Genomic DNA, 24312 nt, shown 5'->3' on the forward strand with positions numbered 1-24312 from the left:
CCTCCTACAAATAGAAACCAATATGAATCAATACTTTCCACCCTTAGACTTTCCTAACTCCTTTCTTAGTCTAAGCATGTTTTTGAAAAAGATATAGGTTAACCAGTCACTGCCTAGAGATATGACTATCAAAAGCAACCCAACACCCCAAGTACTAGCATCTGAATCATGGCTCAGAACAAAAGGGAAAAATAAGAATGAAAAAATTGTCATATCCAAGCTAAACAGAGCTAAAAGGGAAATATAAATCCAGTAAAAATAGTAGAAGATGGGGAAAATTTTACTGTTTCTGTCAGCATTGTCTATCCAATAGAAAAAATAAAAACAAGGAAATAAGAGTATCAAATGAAACCAATTAAAGGACAGTTTCATCATCGACACCTCCTCTTTGAAATTGTTTTCTTTAGTTTCGTTCTATTAAGTGTTATTACCAATATAAATCAATGCCTTCCACCTTTAGACTTCCCTAGTTCCCGTCTCAAGCGAAACATTTTTCTGAAACAGGAATAAGTTAACCAATTCATAACAATAGCTAGCAGAAGAAAAAGAAACCAAATGCCCCAAAACTTGATATCTGTCACATTTCTCAAGACGATATTGAAAAACAGAACTGAAACAACTGTCCAAGCAAGGCTAAAAAGAGAATAGAGGGGGATGTAAACCCAGTAAAAATAGTACAAAATTGGGAAAAATTTACTATTTCTGTTGGCCTTTTCAATCCAGTTATCAAAATAAAAGTAAGGTGCTAAAAATAAGAATTTAAACAAATGTTCCATCATCGACACCTCTTTTTGATAACGTTTTCTTCAACTTCATTCTATCAAAAAAATCTGGAAATGTCATTCCAGATTCTACTTTTTTATTTACGTTTTCTTGCGATGAGATGAATCGGTGTTCCCTCAAAAACAAAGGCTTTGCGGATTTGATTTTCCAAGAAACGCAGGTAAGAAAAGTGCATGAGTTCTTCTTCATTGACAAAGATAACAAAGGTTGGTGGTTTGGTTGCCACTTGGGTCGCATAGAAGATTTTGAGACGTTTTCCTTTGTCTGTCGGTGTTGGATTGATGGCAATGGCATCCATGATGACATCGTTCAAGACAGCTGATGGAATACGTGTATTTTGACTTTCGCTGATTTGCTTAATCATCTCAGGAAGTTTGTGGAGACGTTGCTTGGTCAAAGCTGATACAAAGATAATCGGTGCGTAAGGCAGGTATTGGAACTGCTCACGGATATCTTCTTCCCAGTTTTTCATAGTGTGGTTGTCTTTTTCAAGAGTATCCCACTTGTTGACCACGATAATCATTCCTTTACCAGCTTCATGGGCAAATCCTGCAATACGCTTGTCGTATTCACGAATGCCTTCTTCCGCATTGATAACCATCAAGACCACATCTGAGCGGTCAATAGCACGCATGGCACGCATAACAGAGTATTTCTCAGTATTTTCATAAACCTTACCAGATTTACGCATACCAGCCGTATCAATCATGGTAAACTCTTGACCATCTGTATCTGTAAAGTGGGTATCAATGGCGTCACGCGTTGTTCCAGCAACGGGACTGGCAATGACACGGTCTTCTCCCAAGATAGCATTAATCAAGCTTGATTTTCCAACGTTTGGACGACCAATCAGACTAAACTTAATGACATCTGGGTTTTCTTCCTCATATTCATTTGGAAGATTTTCTACAATAGCGTCTAGCACATCCCCTGTACCGATACCATGGACAGATGAGATTGGCAGTGGTTCACCCAAACCGAGGGCATAGAAATCATAGATATCATTTCGCATCTCAGGGTTGTCCACCTTGTTGACTGCGAGGATAACTGGTTTGTGGGTCTTATAAAGCTTACGGGCTACGTATTCGTCTGCATCGGTAATTCCTTCCTTACCAGACACGACAAAGACGATAACATCGGCTTCTTCCATGGCAATTTCTGCCTGGTGCTTGATTTGTTCCATGAAAGGAGCATCGACATCATCGATTCCTCCTGTATCAATCATACTAAACGAACGATTGAGCCACTCACCCGTTGCATAGATACGGTCACGTGTCACTCCTTCGACATCTTCTACAATGGAGATTCGCTCACCAGCGATCCGATTAAATAGGGTTGATTTCCCAACATTGGGACGTCCTACAATGGCAATAGTTGGTAGGGCCATAATTTCTCACTTTCTACAATAACTTCTTCTGTTCAAGATTTTTTCTAGTTGAGTTTGGTTCTGCTTGACCAAACTGTTCTGCTAGGCGCTGACTCCAGCTTGTGGTCGCACGCGCTCCAGCATAGTCCGCCTGTACACGGTCGTAAGCCTCAATCACATCAACTGTTTGTTCCTGATACTCTTCCTCAAATACCACTTGATGCAATGGCAAGCGAGGTTTGACTTCATGTTCTTCATTTGGTAATTCTAGTGCCATCCCAAAGACAGGATAGGTGTAGTCAGGCAAATTAAAGAGTTCTGCTACTTCTTCTGACTTGTACCGCACCAAGCCAATAATGACACCACCATAGCCCAAGCTTTCAGCTGCCACCAAGGCATTTTGACCTGCAAGGGCCGCATCGACCGAACTAATCAAGAGACCTTCTACACCTTGAGGTTGGAAGGTATCCGTATGGAGTCGTGCTCCCTTTTCTGCTCGGTTCAAGTCTCCGACAAAGAGAAGGAAAACAGCTGACTGGCGAATGGCTTCTTGAGGTACCAATTCATATAAGGCATCTTTCTTTTCTTGACTTCGTACCACAATCACAGAGTAGGATTGGAAATTCTTCCAAGACGAGGCCATTTGGGCCGCTGTCAGGATTTCAGTCAAGTCTTCCTGAGGAAGGGCTTGCTCTTTAAACCTGCGCACTGAAGTGTGAGCCTTCATTAATTTGATTGTTTCTGTCATCGGCGGTTCACTCCTTCTAAACGAGTCTCCTCGGCCAAGTAACGGATGCGTTCCATGACCCGTCTAGCTTCCCAGGTTTCGTCATTTCCATGTTTCCCTTTAGCGAAATGATGCTCCAATTCTTCAAAGTCGAAGTTGGAGGTGAAAAAAGTCGGTAAATTTTCCTGCATCCGATATTGGAGAATGACCTGCAGGATTTCGTCACGCACCCAAGGTGTTGATTGCTCGGCACCAATATCATCTAAAATCAGGACTTCAGAAAGCTTAAGCTCATCCACCAAGGTCTTAACATTGCCATCACCGATAGCATTTTTGACATCAATGACAAAGCTAGGATAGTGGAGGAGAGTGGATGAAACACCACGTTTTTCTGATAAATCATGGGCTAAGGCAGCCACCATGAAACTTTTGCCCACACCAAAATCTCCATATAGGTAAAGACCTTTTCGAATAGCTGGATATTGCTCCACGAAGGCTAATAGCTTTTCAAAAACTGGTAAGCGCCCCAAATCATCCAAATCTACTTGAGCTAAACTAGCTTTCTTAAGACTGGCTGGCAGATTGATTAACTTGAGACGATTCTTAATAGCCGCTTCTTTTTCCGCTGCGATTAGTTCAGGAGTTTCTTCATAAGAAACGTCCGCATAACCATGATTCATAACCAAAATCGGCTTGTAGCCTTTGGCAATATAATCCGTATCTCCACGTAGAAACTTGTCACGCTCGGTAATGTACTGGTTAAATTTGGAGATACTGCGATTCAATTCCTCTGGGCTGAGGGATTCTTGCTGGATAAAGGCCGCAACATCAGGGTCCTTCATGATTTTCTGGACCAAATCTTGATAATGAAAACGGCTAGGTTGACGCTTGAGTACGTCTCCGACACTTTCCATCTAATCTCCTCCTTTTTCTAATCGAGCTAATAGTTCTTGTTTCTTACGTTCTAGTTCCAGACGAGTTTCCTCGCTGGTTTCATTCTTATAATCTGGATTGCTCCACTTGGGTACATTGGACTTGGTAGGACTCTGTTTACTGCTTTTTTGAGCCTGACTCTTCTGCCCTCGCTCACGAATGCGCAAGACTGCCTCTTCTGCCGAATGAATCTTTTGATAGGCATAGTCATTGGCTACCTTCATGGCATATTTCTCATTGATGTTTGCCGAATCTACCTTATTAAAGGTCAACAAGAGAATGATATTAATGACTTCGTCCAGTAAGCCCAAGCCAGCCATCTGTTGCAAGAGTTCTCTTTCTGTTTGAGTAATGGTCCCCTTACGTGTTTGTTTGATTTCTGCTAAGAACTGCAGGGCAGTTTTACTTTTGGCTTCTTTAATAATGGTTGCTTCCTTAGGACTAAAGTCAGAGGAAACAGGTTTTTGAGCAATTTTTTCCCGTATGCGTTTGGTTGAAATAACCTGGGAAACAGCTGTTGACTTAGCCAATTGATAAGTCTCAAACCAAGTCCATTTCTTCTCCTCGGCAATGGCAAAGAGGTTCAAGACATCGGACTGCTCATCCGCAAAGCGAAGCCCATCTCGAGCCATAAGCTGACGAAAATGGTCTAAGTCAAAATCGTTGGACACTTTCTTCTTGAGACCAAGGTCTCCTTGATTTCCTAGTTCTGCCAAGTCTGGAAAGACTTGATTGAGGGAGACAGATATTTCTTCTCCCTCAGAACTCTCAACTTTCAAATCCTCCACAGCTGCATCGCCAATCTTTTTCTCCAAAAGTCTGCGATAAACAGGATGCTCCAAGAAATCTTGACTCGAAAGAGGAGCATGGAGGGCTAGCTGATAAACATCCCCCTTTTGATAGAGAGTTAAGAGATTGAAAGCAGATAGGATTTTCAAGGATTTTATCAATCTATCCATTCCAAAGTTAAGATGGTTGAGAATACTTGAAAAGAGGTATTCCTTTCTACCATTATCCCAAAAACTGATTGTATAAAGATAAAGGCTCAGTGCCTCCTGACCGATAATCGGGAGGTAGCACTGTACCAGAGATGAGGTATCTTGCGACACCCGATTATTCTTTAGATAAGAAAAACGGTCAATTGGCTTCATTTATCTTTCCTTTTTCTTTTTAGAGGACTGGGTGATTTGTTGGAGCAAGCTCTCTAACTCACTAACATCCTTAAAACTACGATAGACACTGGCAAAACGCACATAGGTAATCTCATCCAACTCAGCCAACTCCTCCATGACGAGTGAACCAATGTCCTCACTTTGAATTTCATTTTCATTTCGACCACGGAGTTTCTGTTCGATACGATTGACTACCATGTTGATTTCATCACTTGACACAGGACGTTTCTGGGCTGAGCGGATAATTCCATTAAAGATTTTATCTCTGGAGAATTGTTCCCGTGTGCCATCTTTTTTAACAACCACTAAGGTTCTTTCTTCTACCCGTTCGTAGGTTGTAAAACGGTGCTGGCATTCATCGCACTCACGTCTTCTACGAATGGTGTTCCCTTCTTCTGCTTGGCGACTATCGATAACACTTGACTTGGTAGCCCCACATTTTGGACAACGCATCCTTTCCCTCCTTATCGTTTTCTTTTCATTATACCATTTTTTAAGAGATTCCCAAAACAATTCTTATTTTTGCTTGACAAGTTTTTTGTTTTGTTGTATCATTTAATTAAGACAAAAGGATAAAAGAAAGGAGACCAAGATGTCCTGGACATTTGACAACAAAAAACCCATCTATTTACAGATTATGGAGAAAATCAAGCTTCAGATTGTTTCCCATACACTGGAACCCAATCAACAACTTCCAACCGTGAGAGAGCTAGCTAGCGAGGCCGGTGTCAATCCAAACACCATCCAAAGAGCCTTGTCAGACCTTGAACGAGAAGGATTTGTCTACAGTAAGCGAACAACTGGACGATTTGTGACTGAGGATAAGGAGCTAATCGCCCAATCGCGCAAACAATTATCAGAAGAAGAATTGGAACACTTCGTTTCCTCCATGACCCATTTTGGCTATGAAAAAGAAGAACTACCAGGCGTAGTCGGCGATTATATTAAAGGAGTTTAAGCCTATGTCATTACTAGCATTTGAAAATGTATCCAAATCTTATGGAGCAACCCCAGCCCTTGAAAATGTTTCTCTTGACATCCCAGCTGGAAAAATTGTTGGTCTCCTTGGACCAAACGGCTCAGGGAAAACAACCCTGATTAAACTAATCAATGGCCTCTTGCAACCTGATCAAGGACGCGTCCTTATCAACGACATGGACCCAAGCCCAGCAACCAAGGCTATCGTAGCTTATTTGCCGGATACGACCTATCTCAATGAACAAATGAAGGTCAAGGAAGCCCTAACCTACTTCAAGACCTTCTATAAAGATTTCAATCTGGAACGCGCCCACCATCTACTTGCAGACCTTGGCATTGATGAAAATAGTCGTCTCAAGAAATTATCAAAAGGAAACAAGGAAAAGGTACAACTGATTTTGGTTATGAGCCGTGATGCTCGTCTCTATGTTCTGGACGAACCCATTGGTGGAGTGGACCCAGCAGCCCGTGAGTACATCCTCAATACCATTATCAACAACTACTCCCCAACTTCTACCGTTTTGATTTCTACCCACTTGATTTCTGATATCGAGCCAATCTTGGATGAAATTGTCTTCCTTAAAGATGGAAAAGTCGTCCGTCAAGGTAATGTAGATGATATTCGCTATGAGTCAGGTGAATCCATTGACCAACTCTTCCGTCAGGAATTTAAGGCCTAAGCAAAGGAGATTATTATGTTTTGGAATTTAGTTCGTTATGAATTTAAAAATGTTAACAAGTGGTATTTAGCCCTCTACGCTGCCGTGCTAGTTCTTTCCGTTCTCATAGGAATGCAAGTACACTACTATAATTATGTATCTTTCAAAGATAGCCAACCTGTCTTACTTTTCTTTCTGGCTCTCGTCTTTGGTGGATTGATGATTACACTTGGGATTTCAACCATTTTCTTGATTATTAAACGATTCAAAGGTAGTGTCTATGACCGACAAGGCTATCTGACCTTGACCTTGCCAGTTTCTGAACACCATATCATCACAGCCAAATTAGTTGGAGCCTTCATTTGGTCTATCCTTAGCTCCACTGTACTAGCTCTAAGCGCTTTTATTATTGTTACCATAACGGTTCCAGAATGGATATCAAATTCTGAGTTGATTCCACTTGTAGGAACATTCCTTCCTCAACTCTCTCTTATGGGGGTATCCTTCCTACTAAATACCATCTCAGGAATCCTCTGCATCTACTTGGCTATTTCCATCGGACAACTGTTCAATGAATACCGTACCGCACTAGCCATTGTAGCTTATATCGGTATCCAAATCGTCATTGGATTTGTAGAAGTCTTCTTCAATACCAGTGCGAACTTCTATGTCAATTCACTTGCAGGATTTAATGATAATTTCTATATGGGAGCAAGTACGGGTATTATTGAAGAGCTCATATTCATAGCTATATTTTACCTCGGAACCTACTATATCTTGAAAAACAAGGTTAATTTGCAATAATATTAGAGTCTAGCGACAATAACTCGCTAGGCTTTTTTCGTTCTCAGGACTTACATTTTTATATGAAGTATTTAATAAAAAGGAGTATAATGACTTTAAAACTAATTACATGTATATCTATAAGGAGGTCAATTCTTTATGCTGAGAAGATTTGTTACCAAGAAGCACCTCGTACTTTACTTCTTTTCTATTGCCATTACTTGGCTGGAAGCGATTATCACACCAGCCCTTGTTCAAAATATTGTTGCTAGTTTTACCAATCAAGAGCTAGGCATTCTTTGGAAAGTATTGATTCTAGGAATCCTTGGTAATCTCATCCTCTTACTAGGTTTGGCTGGGAAACGCTATTACTACGCCCGTTTGATTACTGACTTCAAATATGGAATCAAGAGTGCTATTTTCAAGCGATTTTTAAACAGTTATGAGATTGATGAAAAGGATATTTTGTCTGACCTAGAAAACGACGTCAAGCAACTAGAAGAAAGCTATATTGAGCCAACGGTCATCATCATTTCTTCTCTTGGCTTCACAACTGTGTCCATTCTCTATGCCCTATGGACCAATTTTTACTTGGGTTTGATTTTCATCCTCTTCTACTCCTTTCCTGTACTCTGCAGTGCTATTGGATCCAAGCGTTTGGATTCACTTTCTGAAAAGCGGTCCACTGTTAACCAGAGCTACTTAGCAAGCTTGACAAATTTTATTGGTGGTAGCCAACAAATTCGCCATTATCAGGGGCAAGACTACTTTTTTTCTCGTTATCAAAAGCAATTACAAACCAGTCTAGATGCCGAAATCAACTATGAAAAACAACGAACTTTAAACAGTCTCTTTATCAATAGCATCGATGCCTTTTGTTCTGTCACACCAATCGTCATCGGTGGCTTTATGACCTACTATAATTATTTAGACGCGGCGAGTTTTGTGGCCATCTATCTAGTTTCCCATAATATCGGCTATCAATTCCAAGAGTTGGCTTATTTTACCAACACCCGAAAAGCGACTCGAACTCTTCTCAACAAATACCAAAAACTTTTGGGTCAGTCTGACTCCATCTCGCCTAGAAGCATAGAAAACATTTTCCCTATCCAGCTTAACAGCATCTCCCTAGAAAAAGATGGGAATATCCTCCTGTCTCCGATTTCCATACACATCAAGCAAGGAGAAAAAATCGCCATTATCGGGGAAAGTGGCTCTGGAAAGACAACCCTGCTCAATATCATTCATGGAGAAGAGACACCGACAAGTGGACAGATTAGCTTTGCTGGTCAGAACCTGTCACGTCAAGAAATCACAAGTATTAGTTCCTATATTCTCCAAGATAGCCATTACTTTGACACGCTATCTCTGGAAGACAATATCCTTCTGGGACTGGATAAAAAGGAGGAACGTTTAACTTACATCCTCAAAAAAACGGGATTAGATCATTTGAAAAATAGAACGCTCAGCAATGATAGTCTGTCTGGTGGCGAGAAACAACGCCTAGAAATCGCTCGCTCTCTCTACCATAATAGCCAACTCATCCTAGCAGACGAGATTAAGGCCAATCTTGACTCGGAAAATAGCAGAAAGATCAGTGACTTGCTCTTCTCCCTACCTCAGACAGTCATTGAAGTCATTCACCACTACACGGAAGAAGACTTAAAACACTATGACCAAGTCATTCATTTAAGCAAAGAAAAGTAATAGTCTATAACATACGATTTTAAAAAGCAAGGAACCCGAATTCCTTGCTTTTTATACTCAATGAAAATCAAAGAACAAACTAGGAAACTAGCCGCAGGTTGCTCAAAACACTGTTTTGAGGTTGTGGATAGAACTGACGAAGTCAGCTCAAAATACTGTTTTGAGGTTGCAGATGGAAGTTGACGCGGTTTGAAGAGATTTTCGAAGAGTATTAACTCAATATCAAACTGGCTACAATAGGACTGACAAAGACATAGAGAATACCTGTGACACCGATAGCCAAACCACCCATAGCTCCTGCTACAGAGCCGTATCGAAAGGCTGTGCCTGTTCCGACTGCATGGCCTGTTCCTCCAAGGGAAAGACCAACAGCTACTGGATCGTCAATTTTCAACCACTTCAAAAGGGTTGGTCCGATGACACTGGTTAAAATCCCAGTTGCCACTACAACCACCAAGGTCACAGTCGTCAAACCTTGCAATTTTTCTGTAATTCCTACTGCCATGGCGGTTGTCACTGACTTAGGAAAGAGAGAAATGGCTAAGAAAAAGTCCATGCCAAAAATCTTAGCCACAAGGGCTGTGAAAGAGGTATTGACAACTACGGCTAACAGACTTCCAAAAAGAATACTCCGAGCATGGTGCTTCATCAAGTGAAAACTCTTATAAAGCGGAATCCCTAGAGCCACGGTCGATGGGACAATCAAGTTGTTCAGATAAACCCCACCTTGGTAGTAATCTTGGTAAGAAATCCCCGTCACTTTTAGAAAGATGATAATGAAAACAGCTGACAAAAGCAAGGGCGTTGTCAATGGATGGGGAAAACGTCTGTAAATCAGCATTCCCATTAGATAAGCTAGGATAGACAGGGCAAGCCCAAACAGGGGATTGGAAACAAATTCACTCATTTGGCATCTCCTTTCTCATAATCTCCCTCAAACCGTCTCTTGATAAACTGAACTACCAAGGCTATGAGGATAATATTGATGACTGCTGCAAAAAAGATAATCAAAACAATGGGCAAAAGATAGGGAGCAATCACATCAAACTTCTCCATGATTCCCACTGCTGGCGGCAAAAAGAGAATGGTCATATTGGCCAGCAAGAAATTCCCCACCATGTTGACATGCCTGGTTCTCAACCACTTGAATTGTAGGGCTAGAAAGAGAATAATCAAACCGATAATGCTGCCTGGGATAGGCAGATGAAAGAAACTAGAGATCCCCTCTCCGATTAGAGAAATCACAAAGAGAATCATTAATTGAACATATAATTTCATCCTAAACTCCACGAAATAGACTTCTTGCATACCAGTTTACTCTTTTTTCAGAAAATTTCAAGGAAATACGCAAAAGTTAATAAAAATAGGGAGAAAAGGGAATACAGACAATTAAAAACTTGTGAAAACAGGCATGATTTAGGATAAAAGATTCAGTGTCTTTCTTGCCAGCTTTCTTGAAAAGTAGTATAATTATTGCATGCGCAATCATCTTGTGATACAAAGACTGTCCGTGAATGGACTTTCTTCTATTTATAACTCTAAAAAGAAAGGAGATACTATGGCCTATTTGGAAAAATGGTTTGACTTCAATCGTCGTCAGAAAGAAATTGAAAGTCTCTTGGAAGAGACCATTGCCCAGCAGAGCGAGCAAAGGCTGACCTTGAAAGAGTTCTACCTCCTCTACTACCTGGACTTGGCTCAAGAAAAATCTCTACGCCAGATTGACCTGCCAGATAAACTTCATCTGAGCCCGAGCGCTGTTTCTCGAATGGTGGCTCGCTTGGAAGCTAAAAATTGCGGTCTGCTTAGTCGCATGTGTTGTGATCAAGATAGACGCTCTAGCTTTATCTGCCTGACAAGTGATGGGCAAAAAACACTAGCCACACTACAAAAGGCTGTCGAAGAAAGCTTGGAAACTGGTTTGGATTTCTTGATTTAAGATGATTTTTTAAAAAAAGTTGCGTGCGCAATCATTTTTCTTGACATTCTCTTTTACAAGGAGTAAAATAAAGTCATCATTAAACAAAGGAGCTTTTAAAATGATTGAAATTACCTATCTAGATGCCAGCAAGAACGAAAGAACTGTAACGTTCGAATCTTATGAAGACTTTGATCGTTCACAACAAGCTTGTCTTATCGGCGTCGCAGACTACTACCCTGTTCAAAAATTGACTTACAACGGTCATGATTTGGACTACCATGGAACTTACGGAGATATCTTCTTCTATCTCAAGAAACAAGATTTAAGCCAATATAACTAAAAAAGGAGAAATACAATGGCAAAAGCAATTACAGATGCAACATTCGAACAAGAAACAAAAGACGGTTTGGTCTTGGTAGACTTCTGGGCAACTTGGTGTGGTCCATGTCGTATGCAAGGTCCAATCTTGGATAAATTGTCTGAAGAACTTTCAGAAGATGTTTTGAAAATCGTTAAAATGGACGTTGATGAAAATCCAAACACAGCTCGTGCCTTTGGAATCATGTCCATCCCAACTCTTCTCTTCAAAAAAGACGGCCAAGTAGTCAAACAAGTTGCTGGTGTTCACACAGCAGAACAAATCAAGGCCATCGTTGCTGAATTGAGCTAATCATATTAGAGACCAAGTCCTTTCTTTGGTCTCTTTTTTCTTGCCCTTTGCCATTTTTCAAAAAATATGCTAGACTATAGGTAGAATATTACGATGTTTGGGACATGCCATCGCTAAAAAAAACCTTGACTTGGTATTTTTTAGCTCCCTCAAGGGAGCTTTTTGCGTGCTCTGAACATTTCCCATTTTGGAAGGAGTACTATGAAACGTCAATCTGCCTTGGTCGTCTTTAGTGGCGGTCAAGATTCTACAACCTGCCTCTTTTGGGCTAAAGAACACTATGAAACGGTCGAAGCCGTCACCTTTGCCTACGGCCAACGCCATCATCTCGAAATTCAAGTCGCTAGAGAAATCGCCAAGGAACAGGGGATTCGTCATCATATCCTAGATATGTCTCTGCTGGGGCAAATCACTAAAAATGCCTTGACTTCTGATCTGGAGATTGAGCAAAAAGAGGGAGAGGTTCCCAATACCTTTGTTGACGGTCGCAACCACCTCTTTCTATCCTTTGCGGCAGTTCTTGCCAAACAACGGGGCATGAAAGATATCGTGACAGGTGTCTGCGAAACAGACTTCTCAGGCTACCCCGATTGTCGGGATGTCTTTGTCAAATCCCTCAATGTCACCCTCAATCTTGCCATGGATTACGACTTTGTTATCCAAACACCTCTCATGTGGCTAGACAAGGCTGAAACTTGGGAGTTAGCCGATCAACTCGGTGCCTTTGACTATGTTCGTGAAAAGACCTTAACCTGCTACAACGGGATTATTGGAAGTGGCTGTGGAGATTGCCCAGCCTGCCACCTACGTCAGCATGGTCTAGATGTTTATCTCTCACAGAAAGGAGAGGCCTAATGTTTTTTGCACCTAAAGAAATCAAACAGGAAACTGGGGAGTCGCTTGTCTACAATCCTCACAGAACCTTGGTATCAAAAGAGTTTACTTTCGACGCTGCCCACCACCTCTTTCACTATGAGGGAAAATGCAAATCCCTGCACGGCCACACCTATCATTTGCAGATTGCTGTCAGTGGATTTTTAGATGAACGTGGCATGACCTACGATTTTGGAGACATCAAAGCTATATACAAGAACTACTTAGAGCCCCACTTGGATCATCGCTATCTAAACGAAACTCTTCCCTATATGAACACGACTGCTGAAAATATGGTTTACTGGATTTTCCAAACCATGAATCAAGAGTTGCCCGACGAACGCGGTCTTCGTTTGGAATACGTTCGCCTCTATGAAACTCCGACTTCCTTTGCGGAGTTTAGACGGGAGTGGTTAGATGACTAGGGAACGTGTCCTCAAACTACCAGTTCTGGAAATTTTCGGCCCAACCTTTCAAGGCGAAGGCCGTGCAATCGGGCAGAAAACCATGTTTGTCCGCACTGCTGGTTGCGACTACCACTGCGACTGGTGCGATTCTGCCTTTACTTGGGATGGCTCTGAAAAGCCAACTCGTATGACTGCTGACGAGGTCATTGCTGCCTTGGATAAATTGGGGAGCTACGACTATGTAACCCTATCTGGGGGCAATCCTGCTATCCTAGCAGCCAATATGGCTGAACTGGTCACCAAGCTCAAGGAACGCGGTGTCACTCTGGCTGTTGAAACTCAAGGCTCTCGCTGGCAAAATTGGTTGAAAGATATCGACCAGGTCACTCTCAGTCCCAAACCTCCTTCATCCAAGATGGAAGTCAACTTCGAAACCTTGGACTTTATCGTTTCCCAACTGGATCCAGACAAGGTCACCTTTAAAATCCCTGTCTTTGATGATGCAGATTTAGCTTTTGCTAAAGGCATACAAGAACGCTACCAACCAGATGTTCTTTTCTTATCTGCAGGAAATCCTGAGCCCAAGGTCACAGGCAATATTATCCAAGACCAACTGGACCGTCTCAAAGAACTCTGGGAACGCATCGCTGCTGACGATAGCTGGGGCAATGTCCGCGTCCTTCCTCAACTCCATACCCTCCTCTACGATAACAAACGTGGTGTTTAAGATTAGAAAGAAAAAATCATGTCACAACAAGAAGAAATGAAAAACCTCAGCCTACTGGGCAACAAAGAAACCAACTACATTTTCGAATATCAACCAGAAGTCCTGGAATCCTTTGACAATCGTCATGTGGAAAATGACTATTTTATCAAATTTAACTGCCCTGAATTTACCTCACTTTGCCCAATTACCGCTCAGCCAGACTTTGCGACCATTTATATTTCCTACATTCCTGACAAGTTCTGTGTCGAGTCAAAATCCCTCAAACTCTACCTCTTTAGTTACCGAAATCATGGAGATTTCCACGAAAACTGTATCAACACCATCGGGAAAGACTTGGTTAACTTGCTAAACCCTCGCTATTTAGAGGTTTGGGGAAAATTTACACCTCGCGGTGGCATCTCAATTGACCCCTACTACAACTACGGTAAGCCTGGAACTAAGTATGAAGGCTTGGCAGAACAACGCCTCTTCCAACACGACCTTTATCCAGAGAAGATTGACAACCGTTAAACTCAAACGAAAAAGCCCTGTTCCTCGAGATGAGGAGCAAGGCTTTTTGAGTTTCAATTATTCTTCTGTTCCAAGGAAGTTTTTCGCAACGAGGGCTGCAAGAACTCCACCAGCGATTGGTGCAAGGATGAAAATCCAAACTTGTTGAAGGGCTGCACCACCTACCAAAACAGCTGGTGCCAAGCTACGGGCTGGATTTACTGAAAGCCCAGTAATATTCAAGCCCACAAGAATCATCGCCATCAAGGACAAACCGATTACCAAACCAGCTATCGCGCCATTTCCCTTGCTTTCTGAAGTCACTGTCATGATAACCACAACAAACAAGAAGGTTGCAATGACTTCAAACAAGAAACCTCCAAATACAGTGACACCGTTTGCCAAGGCATTTTCACCAAGACTAGCAGTTGACATCCCTGAGTTAGCCAAGAGGAAGAAGACAGCGCCAGAAGCAATAAAAGCTCCAACAACCTGACCAAGGATGTAGTTGACAAGGTCTTTTGATGACAAACGTTTGTTTACAAACATAGCGATCGAAACAGCTGGGTTCAAGTGAGCCCCTGAAACAGTTCCGATTGAGTAGGCTGCAACCACGATGGCTAAACCAAAGGCAAAGGCGATTCCAAGGTGACCAAGGCCATCAAGACCATTTCCAAAAACAACAGCTCCTGTTCCGACGAACACAAGCATGAACGTACCGATTAACTCAGCGACAAATTTTTTCATTTTCTTTCTCCTTTTTTCAAAAACTAGATACTAGTCTATCAAAAGAAGGAAAGGGGTTCAAGAAAATTGATTGGAAATTTTCTTGAAAATCATGAAATAACTCACTTGTTCTTAGTATTGAAAAGACTGGATAGCTTCTTTCAAGTCATCTTGTAAACTATTTCTCTGGTCAAGTTGGACATAGACTTCCAACAGACAGGATCTAAAGTTGGAAAATTTGTAAAAATCTTCCCTTTCTTCTATCAGAAAATCAACTGTTTTTATCCAAGAAGCTACTTGCTCTTGTTCCAACTTCCCTTGTAAAATCGGTTCATAAAGTACTCTGGCTAAACGCCAATCCTCATCATCTGTAAAACGAAAGGGAATTCCTTTAAATAATTGACCAAGTATGTCAAATACTTCATGAATTTTGTTTTTAGGAAAGCCTGAATGACAAACTACCTCTGTCAGTAAATCGGCTCCATGTGCAAAAGCGTGAACCCAACCATACTGACTTGAAAAACTTGTTGTATCCTTTTCTTTTGAAAGATAGTACAAACCTTGATGTAAAAGGACATTGCGAATTTCTGCTTTTAATCCCTGATAAAAACCCGATTGCTGGTTGGCATCCGCAGACAAGAGATTTGCATAAACAAGTGCCCTAAAAGAACGTTCAAGTGTTGGCAGGTCTACCATATCAATCTCTTTATCTAGTCCTCCATCAGCTGAGACCACCTCAGCAATGAACTGAAATTGTTCCTGTGTAAATAACCCTTCCTGAATCCCTCTAGCAAAGCTTGTAAAAACAAGGTCGTCGCGAATTTCTGGAGAAGGATCTCCCAAATGGTCAAGTAACCACTGGATTTCTTCCTCATGATAACTTGGTTTTTCTTCTGCTATTTTTCTAAGTAACTTTTGATACATGGTCAATACCTCTACATTTCTAGCAACTTGATATAATCTAGACCCCATTTCTCGACAGCATCTAAAACAACTCTGAATTCCTGCCCCATTTCGGTTAAGCTGTACTCAACTCGTGGTGGAACTTCGGCATAGACCTTTCGTTGAACAATCTTATCCTTTTCTAATTGACGGAGATGACGGGTCAAAATAGTTTGAGTAATCCCAGGCAATAATCTCTGCAATTCTTTAAATCGTTTGGTACCCGTACTCAACTGATAAATGATTACCAGTGCCCATTTCCCCGTTAAAACCCTCTGCGTTGTCGCAAATGGACAAATACCATACTCACTCACTTTATTTGTCATAAAATATCTTCTTTCTATTTTTTTAAAAAAATTTATCTTTTAGTATCAATAAAAGTACTACTTTTGATACTAGCTATCGAAAAAGTGTCTACTTGTATTTTTGTTTGTAACTGTTACAATTATATCATAAAAAAGAAATGGAGAATATATATGTCAACAAACTTAGAAATTTTCAATGCTTATAACCAAGCTTTAATTGCTGGTGACTTTCCTGGTGTCTTTGAAACGATGGCAGACGATATTGTCTGGCATCAAACTGGTACTCATAGTATATCTGGTACAGTTGTTGGTAAGGACAAGCTAGGAACTCACCTGGCTACATTTGCTGAGAAAACTAATGGAACCTTTAAGGTGATAACAAATTGGGTTTCTGACAATAAGGATTTAATCGCAGCCAATGTTACTTTTCTTGGAACACGTGCTGATGGTACTGAACTCAATATGAACGGGATTGACCTCTTCCGCATTGAAGACGGAAAAATCAAAGAAGTTTGGCTCTTCTCTTCAGATCAAGCTGAAGAAGATAGCTTTTGGGGATAATTTAAGAGGCCAGGACAAAAAATTTTGATTTTAGGAATTCTTTATTATAAATTTTTAAAATCGATAGATTAGAAAAAAAAGCGAACAAGACAGAATTCTGAGTGTCAGATAACTCGTTTTGTTCGCTTTTTATATTTAAGGTTAGACTTTTGTTCCAGACTCTTTTAATTTATTCTCCCAACTGGGCACTGTAGGCGATAATCTGGTCAACCGTGTCTGACAAGAACTGGATGGTATCACGGAGTGGTTTATCTGTTGAAATATCAGCACCGATAATCATGGCTGACTCAAGTGGTGTCTTGCTACCACCTGATTTGAGGAGATTGAGCCAGTCTTCAGCTCCAGTTTCTGAGTTTTTAAGATGGAGGTAACCAGCTGTCGAGATCACAAGTCCAGCCGAGTAAGTGTAACTATACAAGCCCATGTAGTAGTGAGCTTGGCGCATCCAAGTCAAAGCTGCATCGTCGTCGATTTCAATGGCATCTCCCCAGAAATCGGTCAAAACTTCCTTCATAATGCTGTTGAGTTTGCTTGCTCCGAAAGTTGCTCCTTCTTCAATCAATGTATACACTTTACGCTGGAAGGCTGCTTCCAAAAGGTGAGTGATAAAGTTATGGAAGTAGGTGTCTGTCAAGCGGTGAGCCAGAGCGAAGCGTTTTTGACGAGGGTCGTCAGATTGGTGCTCCAAGTAATCACTGAGAAGCAATTCATTGAAAGTTGACGGTGCTTCGACATAGTAAGTCGACATGTGTGCATTAAAGTAGCTTTGATGATTATCTGAAAAGATGAATTGACCAGAATGCCCGATTTCATGAATCAAGGTATAGACATCACTCAAACGACCTGTCCAGCTCATGAGGACATAAGGGTGCACGCGATATGGGTCCGCTGCATAGCCACCAGAATCCTTGCCACTATTGGCAGCAAAGTCCACCCAGCGCTCTTCTTGATAGCGAGCAACTTCCTGACAATATTCTTGCCCCAAAGGTTCTACTGACTTCATGACCAAATCATAGGCGTCGTCAATGGTCACTTGAGGATTGAGGACACTATCCAAATCCAATTTCCAGTCTGCAAAGGTCATCTTTTCAAGACCATTCACCTTGGCAACATGCTTGAGGTATCTCTGAGCAACTGGCGCAAAGTCCTTCATGATGAGGTCAATCTGGCGATCAAACATGGCACGGTCCACTTCTTGCTCAGCCAGAAGATAATCAAAGACAGAGTCATAGCCCTTCATATCTGCCAAGAGTTTTTCAGACTTGACTTGGGCTAAATAAGCTGCGGCAGCCGTATTTTGGTGCTTACGAAGTCCTTCTGAGAAGGAACGGAAAGATTTCTCACGAACCTCAGCATCCTCGTGATTTTGGTAGAAATTCTCATAGGTCACAAAGCTGTTTTTGTAGGTCTTGCCATGGGCTTCAAAGTCGGCCATTTCAAAATCCCCAGCTCGCATCTTAGTATAAATATCCTGCGGACTGTAGAAAACTTCACCGAGATTGGTCAAGGCCTTCTCCACATCAGCTCCTAGATAGTGGGCTTTTTTGATTTTGGCCTGACGAATGGCCGCCGTCAAATGAGGTAATTCACCCAAACGGTTCAAGACTTCCTCATCAGCTTCCACCAAGGCATCGTCAAAAAAGGTCAAGGCTACACTGGCATCTGTTTCAAATTCCATCCCAGCTTGGGCAATGTTAGCAAATTCTTCATTGCTATAGTCTGTCGTCTGAGGCATAAAGCCATAGTTTCCAATATGGCTCATCTGAATGTAGATTTGTTCCAATTCCGCAAAGGCCTTTTCAAAATCCTCAAAAGTATGAAGATTGCCCTTGTAATCACGGCTAAACTGGTTGATGTCTTCACGAGCCTTCTCGATTGCACGCAAGAAATCCTCACGGTCTTGGTATAGGGCTGTTAAATCCCAAAGTTCCTTCTCTGGAAATTCTGAACGGTGTTTTTGTTCCATTTTCTTCCTCTTATTTCTCTAATTCTAATAAAACACTAAGGGCTGATAAAGCATAAAGCGGCGCTGTTTCTGCTCGCAAAATACGAGGACCAAGTCCTGCCAAAACAGCTCCTTTGGCTTCAAAACTTTCGATTTCTGCAGGTGACAGACCACCTTCTGGACCAAAGATAAAGAGCAGTTTGGCTCCTTTTTCAAGACCAGCGACTGTTTGTAAGAGCGCAGCGGCTTCTCCCTCTTTTGCTGATTCTTCATAGGCCACTATGATAGAGTCAAACTGGTCAAACTGATCTAGAAAATCTGCTTTTTTCTCGAAAAGCTTGATACTTGGAACAACATTACGCTTACTTTGTTCTGCCGCTCCAAGGGCAATTTTTTCTAGTTTTTCAACCTTTTTGCCCAATTTCTTGCCATCCCACTTGGCGACCGACCAGTCGGCAGGAAAGGCCCAAATCTGGCTGGCACCCAGTTCGGTTACTTTTTGAGTGATAAACTCCAGCTTGTCCCCCTTGGGAAATCCAGATGCGATGGTCACTTGGACTGGCAGTTCCACATTATCAGCTAACTCTTCAACCAACTCAAACTGACGGGCTTCCACATCCAGCACGCGCGCCAAGCGCTTGATACCATCATCAAAGACCAAAGTCACCTCATCACCTTCTTTCAAGCGCATGACTTGAAACATATGCTTGCTGGTTTCCTTGTCCTCGATGGTAACAAGAGAGATAGCACGGCCTTTGACAAAATACTGTTGCATGCTAGCCTCCAATCACACCGGAAATATCCTTGGTTTTCTTAAAGACACAGGCATTCCATTCCCCTTGAATCATGTGGGTTTCAAGGAAAAATCCAGCTGACTCAGCCGACTCGCGCACCATATCCCACTTGTCCTTGATAATGCCACTCATGATCAGGTAGCCTTCGTCCTTAACCAAACGATAGGCATCGTCTGTCAGATGAATAAGGATATCCGCCAAGATATTAGCTACAATGACATCTGACTCAATCTCAACTCCCTTAAGCAAGTCTCCTGCTGCTACATGGATGTTTTCCATGCCAGGGTTGAGCTCAATATTTTCCTGAGCGACACGAACTGCCACATCATCCAGGTCATAGGCGAAAATTTCCTTAGCACCAAGCAGCGAGCTAGCAATAGAGAGAACCCCTGAACCAGTCCCCACATCTAGCACCGTTTCGCCACCACGAAGGACCTGTTCCAAGGCAAAGAGGCTCATCTTGGTCGTCGGATGGGTTCCTGTCCCAAAAGCCATACCTGGATCCAGCTTGATAATCTTTTCTCCCGCAGTCGCCTCATAGTCTGTCCAAGACGGCACGATGGTCAAGTCATGGGTGATGCGAGCTGGTTCATAATATTTCTTCCAGTTGTCTGCCCAGTCTTCCTCAGCCAAGGCAGTCGTCCCCATCTTGACCTCACCCAAATCCATAAAATCAGTTAGTTCCGCGAGACGAGCCTGCAAGTCTGCCTCAACCACTGCCACATCAACCGTATCAGGATAGTAGGCTGTCACTACGATTTCTTCTTGCTGCTCTACCTCTGGGAAAATCTCACCAAAACGATCCACATTTCCCACATAGTCCATACTGTCTTCGATTGCAACACCTTGCGCTCCCAGCTCAATAAGGAGGTTAGAGACTAGCTCCTCTCCCTCACGCTTCACTGTAACTTTTAACTCTTGCCATGTTTCCATAAATTTTTTCCTTATCAATCTATTAATTCTTCTAATTCTTTTAAAGTTCTTCCATCCTGATCTTTCCAATCAGTTCGACCGTTCGTTTGCATACCCAGCAAAAAAGCTGCTGCATAAGAAGGGCTAGAAAAGAGTTGTTTTTCTTTTAACACTCCATCTTGAATGACCCGAGAAGCTATTAAATTCTGACGCATTTCTTTTAAACTTGCTGGAAGGTATGGAGAATCCTTTATTTCTACTTGACTTCCTTCTAAAACAACAAAACCTTCAGTTGTCCGTTCACAAGTTGCTTCTATTACTTTGTTAGATTTCTTAGTTTTACGCTTTAAATAAAGATAAGTTGAATGATTATCAGTCAGATCTTGACTAACTTTCTTTTTTGTTTCATTTCATCACGAGACTTCAAATCTCCCAATTGAATACGAGGTATTTTGTAAATCACTCCCGTCCAATTTGACAAAGTACATTTGATTTTTCCAGTTACTTCACCATCCATGAGAAACATATTGATATTTTTGCTACGCTTTGCCATTTATCGAACTTCCTCCAAATAATCCCTCACTCTATCTTGCAACTGCGGAACTACTTGACTGGATGTCAAAAATTCCTCAATGTTCATCAGTCTATAGGCTTGCCCTTCATCTCCAAATACGATACTGTCAAACTGGTCCTGTGTCAACAAACCGACTAGAAAAACGGATTGTTTATCTGCAAAAAGCATACTTGGATAAACCTTACTCCATAGCAGACAATCCTCAGTCAGATGAATTCCCAGTTCTTCATAAACTTCACGCGCCGCGCACTCAAACGGACTTTCATCCCCCTCTCGTCCCCCACCTGGCAGTTCCCACATATTGGGCCAGGGAATGCTTGCCTTATCATCGCGTAAGATAGTCAAGAGCTTATCCCCACAAAACAAAGCAATCTTACAGCCTGTGAAATCAGAAATTTCTAGTTTCATCTTCAGTTCCTTCTAACATTTCCTTTTCCAGCTCTGCTAACCAATTTTGATAATAGATTTTCTCATCCCGTAACATTCGGCTGCTATTCATTTTACGTCTAGCAATCTTCATAGCCTTGTGAGTTTGAACTACATCTTTCCTTACCTTAAATTGATACCAAGCTTGAATGACCTGCATATCTGCTGTTTTTATAGATAAAAAGGATTTGACCCCTCGAATACTTGCATATTCTTCCGCTTTCTTATTATCTCCTTCCATCAGAGCAACTTGAAGAAGGTATAATTGAGAGCTAGTTTTAGACATTGGATTGTCTGTTTTCTCTAGCACAGACTGCAACTGTTGCTTTGCAAGCTCTATATTATCATCCAATATGAATACCAATCCCTGAAGAGTCTGAACACTTTCTGCAAAACTCCCTCTCACATCCTCATCAACAGACATGATAAAGTCTTTCAAGTCATATTCTTGAGGAGCTAGCAAGGTCTGGGCAGAATGCCTCAACATCAGGTAGGCGTATTTCGTATTTTCAGGGTATTGTAGCAATTCCCAGATTTTTGCTCCATCGGTGATTCCGACTGGCAAAACGTTGTTTAAGAAGAAAGATAAATTTAGAAAAATCCAAGTGCCTGCAAAATACCAGCTTCTTGTCAAAAATCCAAAAAGTGTTGCCAATAATATCAAGCAAAGGTGAACTATCAAGCCACCTGAAAGCATTAAGATGATTCTTTGATCACTTTCATTCTCTTTTAAACCAATATACTGAGCACCAACATTTTTTATAACTGCTGTTCGACTAAGATGAAGCCTGCCTGACTTTTTGGTTAAAAGAAAGTTCCCTAATCCAAAAGCCACCAGACGATAGCCTGTCAAGTATCCACAAAAAGCATGACCCAGCTCATGAAGAATAAAGATTACATACATGCTTAGAAGAGCGAAGGTATAACCAAAAGTAAAGGCTAAAAATGCGGAATACCCCAACTCTGCAAATGCGATGGTTCCACAAGCAAAAGCTAGCATAATAAGGACAAAAGCTAGCACATAAACCAAATAAGTCCCAATTTTTTTCATAAAGTCTCCAACCAACCCCTAGTATCTCGGATAAGGATAAAATTCCCCCTCTTCCAAGCCAACTTTTCCTTCTTCAAAGACTTCTTGGTTCCATTCCATGACGAATTCTTCTGCTTCTGGGTCTTCCAAAAAGTCCATAAGGGCATCTAGTCCAACCTCGGCAGTATCTTTAAGGAAAAGAGCAAAATAAGCTAAAAATTCGCGAGAAAATCCTTTTTTAGGCAGGTAAGGAATGACCGTCAAATAGTCTTCCTCATTGACGGTTGACTTGGCAGGATTGTAAAAAAGCACTGCTTCTTCAAAGAGGATATCATCTGACGAAACCTCTCCGTCCTCGTCCACCATCTCCACACCTGTAGCGTTTTGTGCTTCCAATAGAAAACTCACTTCAACTGCGTGGTTGCGTTTGTCCCAACTAATCTCAAAGTCAAAGGGAAAGTTCTTCTCCAACTCTTCCTCTAAAACATCTAAAAATCCGTAAGTTGCCATTTTGTCCTCTTTCCTATGCGACTCTTAAATCGCCCCGATTGCTCGGAAATATGCTAAAATAGATACTACCATCTTACCACATATACATCAGAAAATCCACGTTAGAAAGGACTGCTATGCCAGACAATCTCGCGCTTCGCATGCGCCCTAAAACCATCGACCAGGTCATCGGTCAGGAACATCTGGTTGGACAAGGAAAAATCATCCGCCGCATGGTGGAAGCCAACCGACTGTCCTCCATGATTCTATATGGACCCCCAGGAATCGGCAAGACCAGTATTGCCTCTGCCATCGCAGGGACGACCAAGTATGCCTTTCGAACTTTCAATGCGACAGTTGATAGTAAAAAGAGACTGCAAGAAATCGCTGAAGAAGCTAAATTCTCAGGTGGCCTTGTACTGCTACTAGACGAGATTCATCGTCTTGACAAGACTAAACAAGACTTCCTCTTGCCTCTCTTGGAAAGTGGTCTGGTCATCATGATTGGGGCTACGACTGAAAATCCTTTCTTTTCTGTCACTCCTGCCATTCGTAGCCGTGTTCAAATTTTTGAGTTGGAACCTCTGTCTAACCAAGACGTCAAAGAGGCTCTTCAGATAGCTCTAAGTAGTCCTGAGCGTGGTTTTGATTTCCCAGTAGAACTAGATGAAGATGCGCTGGATTTCATCGCAACCTCTACAAACGGAGACCTGCGCTCTGCCTTTAACTCACTGGATTTGGCAGTTCTCTCTACCCCTGAGAATGACGAGGGCATCCGCCATATCACCCTAGACATCATGGAAAATAGTCTTCAGAGAAGCTACATTACCATGGACAAGGATGGAGACGGTCACTATGATGTTCTATCTGCCTTGCAAAAGTCTATCCGTGGCTCAGATGTTGATGCCAGTCTTCACTATGCTGCCCGCTTGATTGAGGCTGGTGATTTGCCAAGTCTCGCTCGTCGTTTGACTGTTATCGCTTATGAAGATATCGGTTTGGCCAATCCTGAAGCCCAGATTCACACCGTGACTGCCCTGAATGCTGCACAGAGGATTGGTTTCCCCGAGGCTCGTATCCTCATTGCCAACGTCGTGATTGATTTGGCTCTTTCTCCAAAATCCAACTCAGCTTATGTGGCTATGGACAAGGCACTTGCTGACCTCAAAACATCAGGGCACTTGCCTATTCCGCGACACCTGCGTGATGGGCACTACAGTGGAAGCAAGGAACTGGGCAATGCCCAAGACTATCTCTATCCACACAACTATCCTGGAAATTGGATTAAACAAGACTATCTGCCAGAAAAAATTCGTAATCATCACTATTTCCAAGCAGAAGATACTGGTAAATATGAACGGGCTTTGTCTCAAAGAAAGGAAGCTATCGACCGTTTGCGAAAAATCTGAAATC

Annotated in this window: 31 protein-coding genes and 1 pseudogene; 13 read left to right on the forward strand and 19 right to left on the reverse strand. The window is 41.9% G+C overall.

The window, feature by feature from the left end; genetic code table 11:
• Positions 1–27: 27 nt before the first annotated feature.
• The 7 genes from OCF96_RS03480 to nrdR all read right to left on the reverse strand — a co-directional run bounded on the left by OCF96_RS03480 (position 28) and on the right by nrdR (position 5434).
• Positions 28–375 (reverse strand): hypothetical protein, encoded by a 348-nt coding sequence (locus OCF96_RS03480; RefSeq protein WP_261446417.1) that lies wholly within the window; start codon positions 373–375, stop codon positions 28–30.
• A gap of 65 nt (positions 376–440) precedes the next feature.
• On the reverse strand, positions 441–776 hold the full coding sequence (locus OCF96_RS03485; RefSeq protein ID WP_261446476.1) for a hypothetical protein: 336 nt from the start codon (positions 774–776) through the stop codon (positions 441–443).
• Positions 777–859: 83 nt separating this feature from the next.
• Positions 860–2170: a ribosome biogenesis GTPase Der gene (gene der, locus OCF96_RS03490; RefSeq protein WP_001207696.1), complete on the reverse strand. Its 1311-nt coding sequence runs from the start codon at positions 2168–2170 to the stop codon at positions 860–862.
• Between the two features lie 13 nt (positions 2171–2183).
• Complete coding sequence (locus OCF96_RS03495) at positions 2184–2897, reverse strand: NADPH-dependent oxidoreductase (protein WP_261446418.1); 714 nt, start codon at positions 2895–2897, stop codon at positions 2184–2186.
• Entirely contained in the window at positions 2894–3790 is an 897-nt protein-coding gene (dnaI, locus tag OCF96_RS03500; RefSeq protein ID WP_261446419.1) for a primosomal protein DnaI, read from the reverse strand. The genes OCF96_RS03495 and dnaI overlap by 4 nt, the downstream gene beginning before the upstream one ends.
• On the reverse strand, positions 3791–4960 hold the full coding sequence (locus OCF96_RS03505) for a replication initiation and membrane attachment family protein (protein WP_261446420.1): 1170 nt from the start codon (positions 4958–4960) through the stop codon (positions 3791–3793).
• The gene (gene nrdR / locus OCF96_RS03510) at positions 4961–5434 is read right to left on the reverse strand and encodes a transcriptional regulator NrdR (RefSeq protein WP_001203672.1); all 474 of its coding nucleotides are present in this window, start codon (positions 5432–5434) and stop codon (positions 4961–4963) included.
• A gap of 139 nt (positions 5435–5573) precedes the next feature.
• Here nrdR and OCF96_RS03515 point away from each other — a divergent pair, with 139 nt between their 5' ends.
• The 4 genes from OCF96_RS03515 to gggC all read left to right on the forward strand — a co-directional run bounded on the left by OCF96_RS03515 (position 5574) and on the right by gggC (position 9108).
• Positions 5574–5939, forward strand: coding sequence for a GntR family transcriptional regulator (locus tag OCF96_RS03515; protein WP_000119149.1), 366 nt, complete (start codon positions 5574–5576; stop codon positions 5937–5939).
• Positions 5940–5943: 4 nt separating this feature from the next.
• Entirely contained in the window at positions 5944–6639 is a 696-nt protein-coding gene (locus OCF96_RS03520; RefSeq protein ID WP_000054197.1) for an ABC transporter ATP-binding protein, read from the forward strand.
• Positions 6640–6654: 15 nt separating this feature from the next.
• Complete coding sequence (locus tag OCF96_RS03525) at positions 6655–7422, forward strand: hypothetical protein (RefSeq protein ID WP_261446422.1); 768 nt, start codon at positions 6655–6657, stop codon at positions 7420–7422.
• 138 nt (positions 7423–7560) lie between these two features.
• Positions 7561–9108 carry a streptosactin export ABC transporter GggC gene (gene gggC / locus OCF96_RS03530; RefSeq protein ID WP_261446423.1) on the forward strand — a complete coding sequence of 516 codons (1548 nt, stop codon included), beginning with the start codon at positions 7561–7563 and terminating at the stop codon, positions 9106–9108.
• Positions 9109–9319: 211 nt separating this feature from the next.
• On the opposite strand, the gene OCF96_RS03535 is transcribed toward gggC, so the two are convergent.
• Positions 9320–10015 (reverse strand): LrgB family protein, encoded by a 696-nt coding sequence (locus tag OCF96_RS03535; RefSeq protein WP_001288941.1) that lies wholly within the window; start codon positions 10013–10015, stop codon positions 9320–9322.
• Positions 10012–10386 carry a CidA/LrgA family protein gene (locus OCF96_RS03540; RefSeq protein ID WP_000781322.1) on the reverse strand — a complete coding sequence of 125 codons (375 nt, stop codon included), beginning with the start codon at positions 10384–10386 and terminating at the stop codon, positions 10012–10014. The genes OCF96_RS03535 and OCF96_RS03540 overlap by 4 nt, the downstream gene beginning before the upstream one ends.
• A gap of 280 nt (positions 10387–10666) precedes the next feature.
• Here OCF96_RS03540 and OCF96_RS03545 point away from each other — a divergent pair, with 280 nt between their 5' ends.
• The 7 genes from OCF96_RS03545 (at position 10667) to queF (ending at position 14216) form a co-directional block, all read left to right on the forward strand.
• On the forward strand, positions 10667–11047 hold the full coding sequence (locus OCF96_RS03545) for a MarR family winged helix-turn-helix transcriptional regulator (RefSeq protein WP_261446425.1): 381 nt from the start codon (positions 10667–10669) through the stop codon (positions 11045–11047).
• 100 nt (positions 11048–11147) lie between these two features.
• Positions 11148–11369, forward strand: a complete 222-nt coding sequence (locus OCF96_RS03550; RefSeq protein WP_000570255.1) for a DUF4649 family protein — start codon at positions 11148–11150, stop codon at positions 11367–11369.
• Between the two features lie 15 nt (positions 11370–11384).
• Complete coding sequence (gene trxA / locus OCF96_RS03555; protein ID WP_001029581.1) at positions 11385–11699, forward strand: thioredoxin; 315 nt, start codon at positions 11385–11387, stop codon at positions 11697–11699.
• Positions 11700–11900: 201 nt separating this feature from the next.
• A complete protein-coding gene (queC, locus tag OCF96_RS03560; RefSeq protein WP_261446426.1) occupies positions 11901–12554 on the forward strand; it encodes a 7-cyano-7-deazaguanine synthase QueC in 654 nt (217 codons plus the stop codon).
• Positions 12554–12997 (forward strand): 6-carboxytetrahydropterin synthase QueD, encoded by a 444-nt coding sequence (gene queD, locus OCF96_RS03565; RefSeq protein ID WP_261026732.1) that lies wholly within the window; start codon positions 12554–12556, stop codon positions 12995–12997. The genes queC and queD overlap by 1 nt, the downstream gene beginning before the upstream one ends.
• The gene (gene queE / locus OCF96_RS03570; protein ID WP_261446427.1) at positions 12990–13706 is read left to right on the forward strand and encodes a 7-carboxy-7-deazaguanine synthase QueE; all 717 of its coding nucleotides are present in this window, start codon (positions 12990–12992) and stop codon (positions 13704–13706) included. The genes queD and queE overlap by 8 nt, the downstream gene beginning before the upstream one ends.
• Before the next feature lie 18 nt (positions 13707–13724).
• Entirely contained in the window at positions 13725–14216 is a 492-nt protein-coding gene (gene queF / locus OCF96_RS03575; protein ID WP_261446428.1) for a preQ(1) synthase, read from the forward strand.
• Between the two features lie 57 nt (positions 14217–14273).
• Here the strand turns inward: queF and OCF96_RS03580 are convergent, their stop codons facing one another.
• The 3 genes from OCF96_RS03580 to OCF96_RS03590 all read right to left on the reverse strand — a co-directional run bounded on the left by OCF96_RS03580 (position 14274) and on the right by OCF96_RS03590 (position 16189).
• Positions 14274–14942: an MIP/aquaporin family protein gene (locus tag OCF96_RS03580; RefSeq protein WP_261446429.1), complete on the reverse strand. Its 669-nt coding sequence runs from the start codon at positions 14940–14942 to the stop codon at positions 14274–14276.
• A gap of 111 nt (positions 14943–15053) precedes the next feature.
• Complete coding sequence (locus OCF96_RS03585) at positions 15054–15845, reverse strand: DUF2785 domain-containing protein (RefSeq protein ID WP_261446430.1); 792 nt, start codon at positions 15843–15845, stop codon at positions 15054–15056.
• Positions 15846–15856: 11 nt separating this feature from the next.
• On the reverse strand, positions 15857–16189 hold the full coding sequence (locus tag OCF96_RS03590) for a winged helix-turn-helix transcriptional regulator (protein ID WP_000182730.1): 333 nt from the start codon (positions 16187–16189) through the stop codon (positions 15857–15859).
• 150 nt (positions 16190–16339) lie between these two features.
• Here OCF96_RS03590 and OCF96_RS03595 point away from each other — a divergent pair, with 150 nt between their 5' ends.
• On the forward strand, positions 16340–16729 hold the full coding sequence (locus OCF96_RS03595; RefSeq protein ID WP_261446431.1) for a nuclear transport factor 2 family protein: 390 nt from the start codon (positions 16340–16342) through the stop codon (positions 16727–16729).
• 169 nt (positions 16730–16898) lie between these two features.
• On the opposite strand, the gene pepF is transcribed toward OCF96_RS03595, so the two are convergent.
• The 7 genes and pseudogenes from pepF to OCF96_RS03630 form a co-directional block, all read right to left on the reverse strand.
• Positions 16899–18695: an oligoendopeptidase F gene (gene pepF / locus OCF96_RS03600; RefSeq protein ID WP_261446432.1), complete on the reverse strand. Its 1797-nt coding sequence runs from the start codon at positions 18693–18695 to the stop codon at positions 16899–16901.
• Between the two features lie 10 nt (positions 18696–18705).
• The gene (locus tag OCF96_RS03605; RefSeq protein WP_261446433.1) at positions 18706–19449 is read right to left on the reverse strand and encodes a 16S rRNA (uracil(1498)-N(3))-methyltransferase; all 744 of its coding nucleotides are present in this window, start codon (positions 19447–19449) and stop codon (positions 18706–18708) included.
• Position 19450: 1 nt separating this feature from the next.
• Positions 19451–20401: a 50S ribosomal protein L11 methyltransferase gene (gene prmA, locus OCF96_RS03610; protein ID WP_261446434.1), complete on the reverse strand. Its 951-nt coding sequence runs from the start codon at positions 20399–20401 to the stop codon at positions 19451–19453.
• Positions 20402–20415: 14 nt separating this feature from the next.
• A pseudogene (locus tag OCF96_RS03615) lies at positions 20416–20933 on the reverse strand (DUF4357 domain-containing protein).
• Positions 20934–21362 carry an NUDIX hydrolase gene (locus OCF96_RS03620; RefSeq protein ID WP_261446435.1) on the reverse strand — a complete coding sequence of 143 codons (429 nt, stop codon included), beginning with the start codon at positions 21360–21362 and terminating at the stop codon, positions 20934–20936.
• Positions 21343–22431, reverse strand: coding sequence for a M50 family metallopeptidase (locus OCF96_RS03625; RefSeq protein WP_261446437.1), 1089 nt, complete (start codon positions 22429–22431; stop codon positions 21343–21345). The genes OCF96_RS03620 and OCF96_RS03625 overlap by 20 nt, the downstream gene beginning before the upstream one ends.
• 18 nt (positions 22432–22449) lie before the next feature.
• On the reverse strand, positions 22450–22920 hold the full coding sequence (locus tag OCF96_RS03630) for a DUF3013 family protein (RefSeq protein ID WP_045592523.1): 471 nt from the start codon (positions 22918–22920) through the stop codon (positions 22450–22452).
• A gap of 116 nt (positions 22921–23036) precedes the next feature.
• Between OCF96_RS03630 and OCF96_RS03635 the strand changes: the two genes are divergently transcribed.
• On the forward strand, positions 23037–24308 hold the full coding sequence (locus OCF96_RS03635) for a replication-associated recombination protein A (protein WP_261446439.1): 1272 nt from the start codon (positions 23037–23039) through the stop codon (positions 24306–24308).
• Positions 24309–24312: the final 4 nt, after the last annotated feature.

The organism is Streptococcus mitis (assembly GCF_946190065.1).
GTDB lineage: Bacteria > Bacillota > Bacilli > Lactobacillales > Streptococcaceae > Streptococcus > Streptococcus mitis_DE.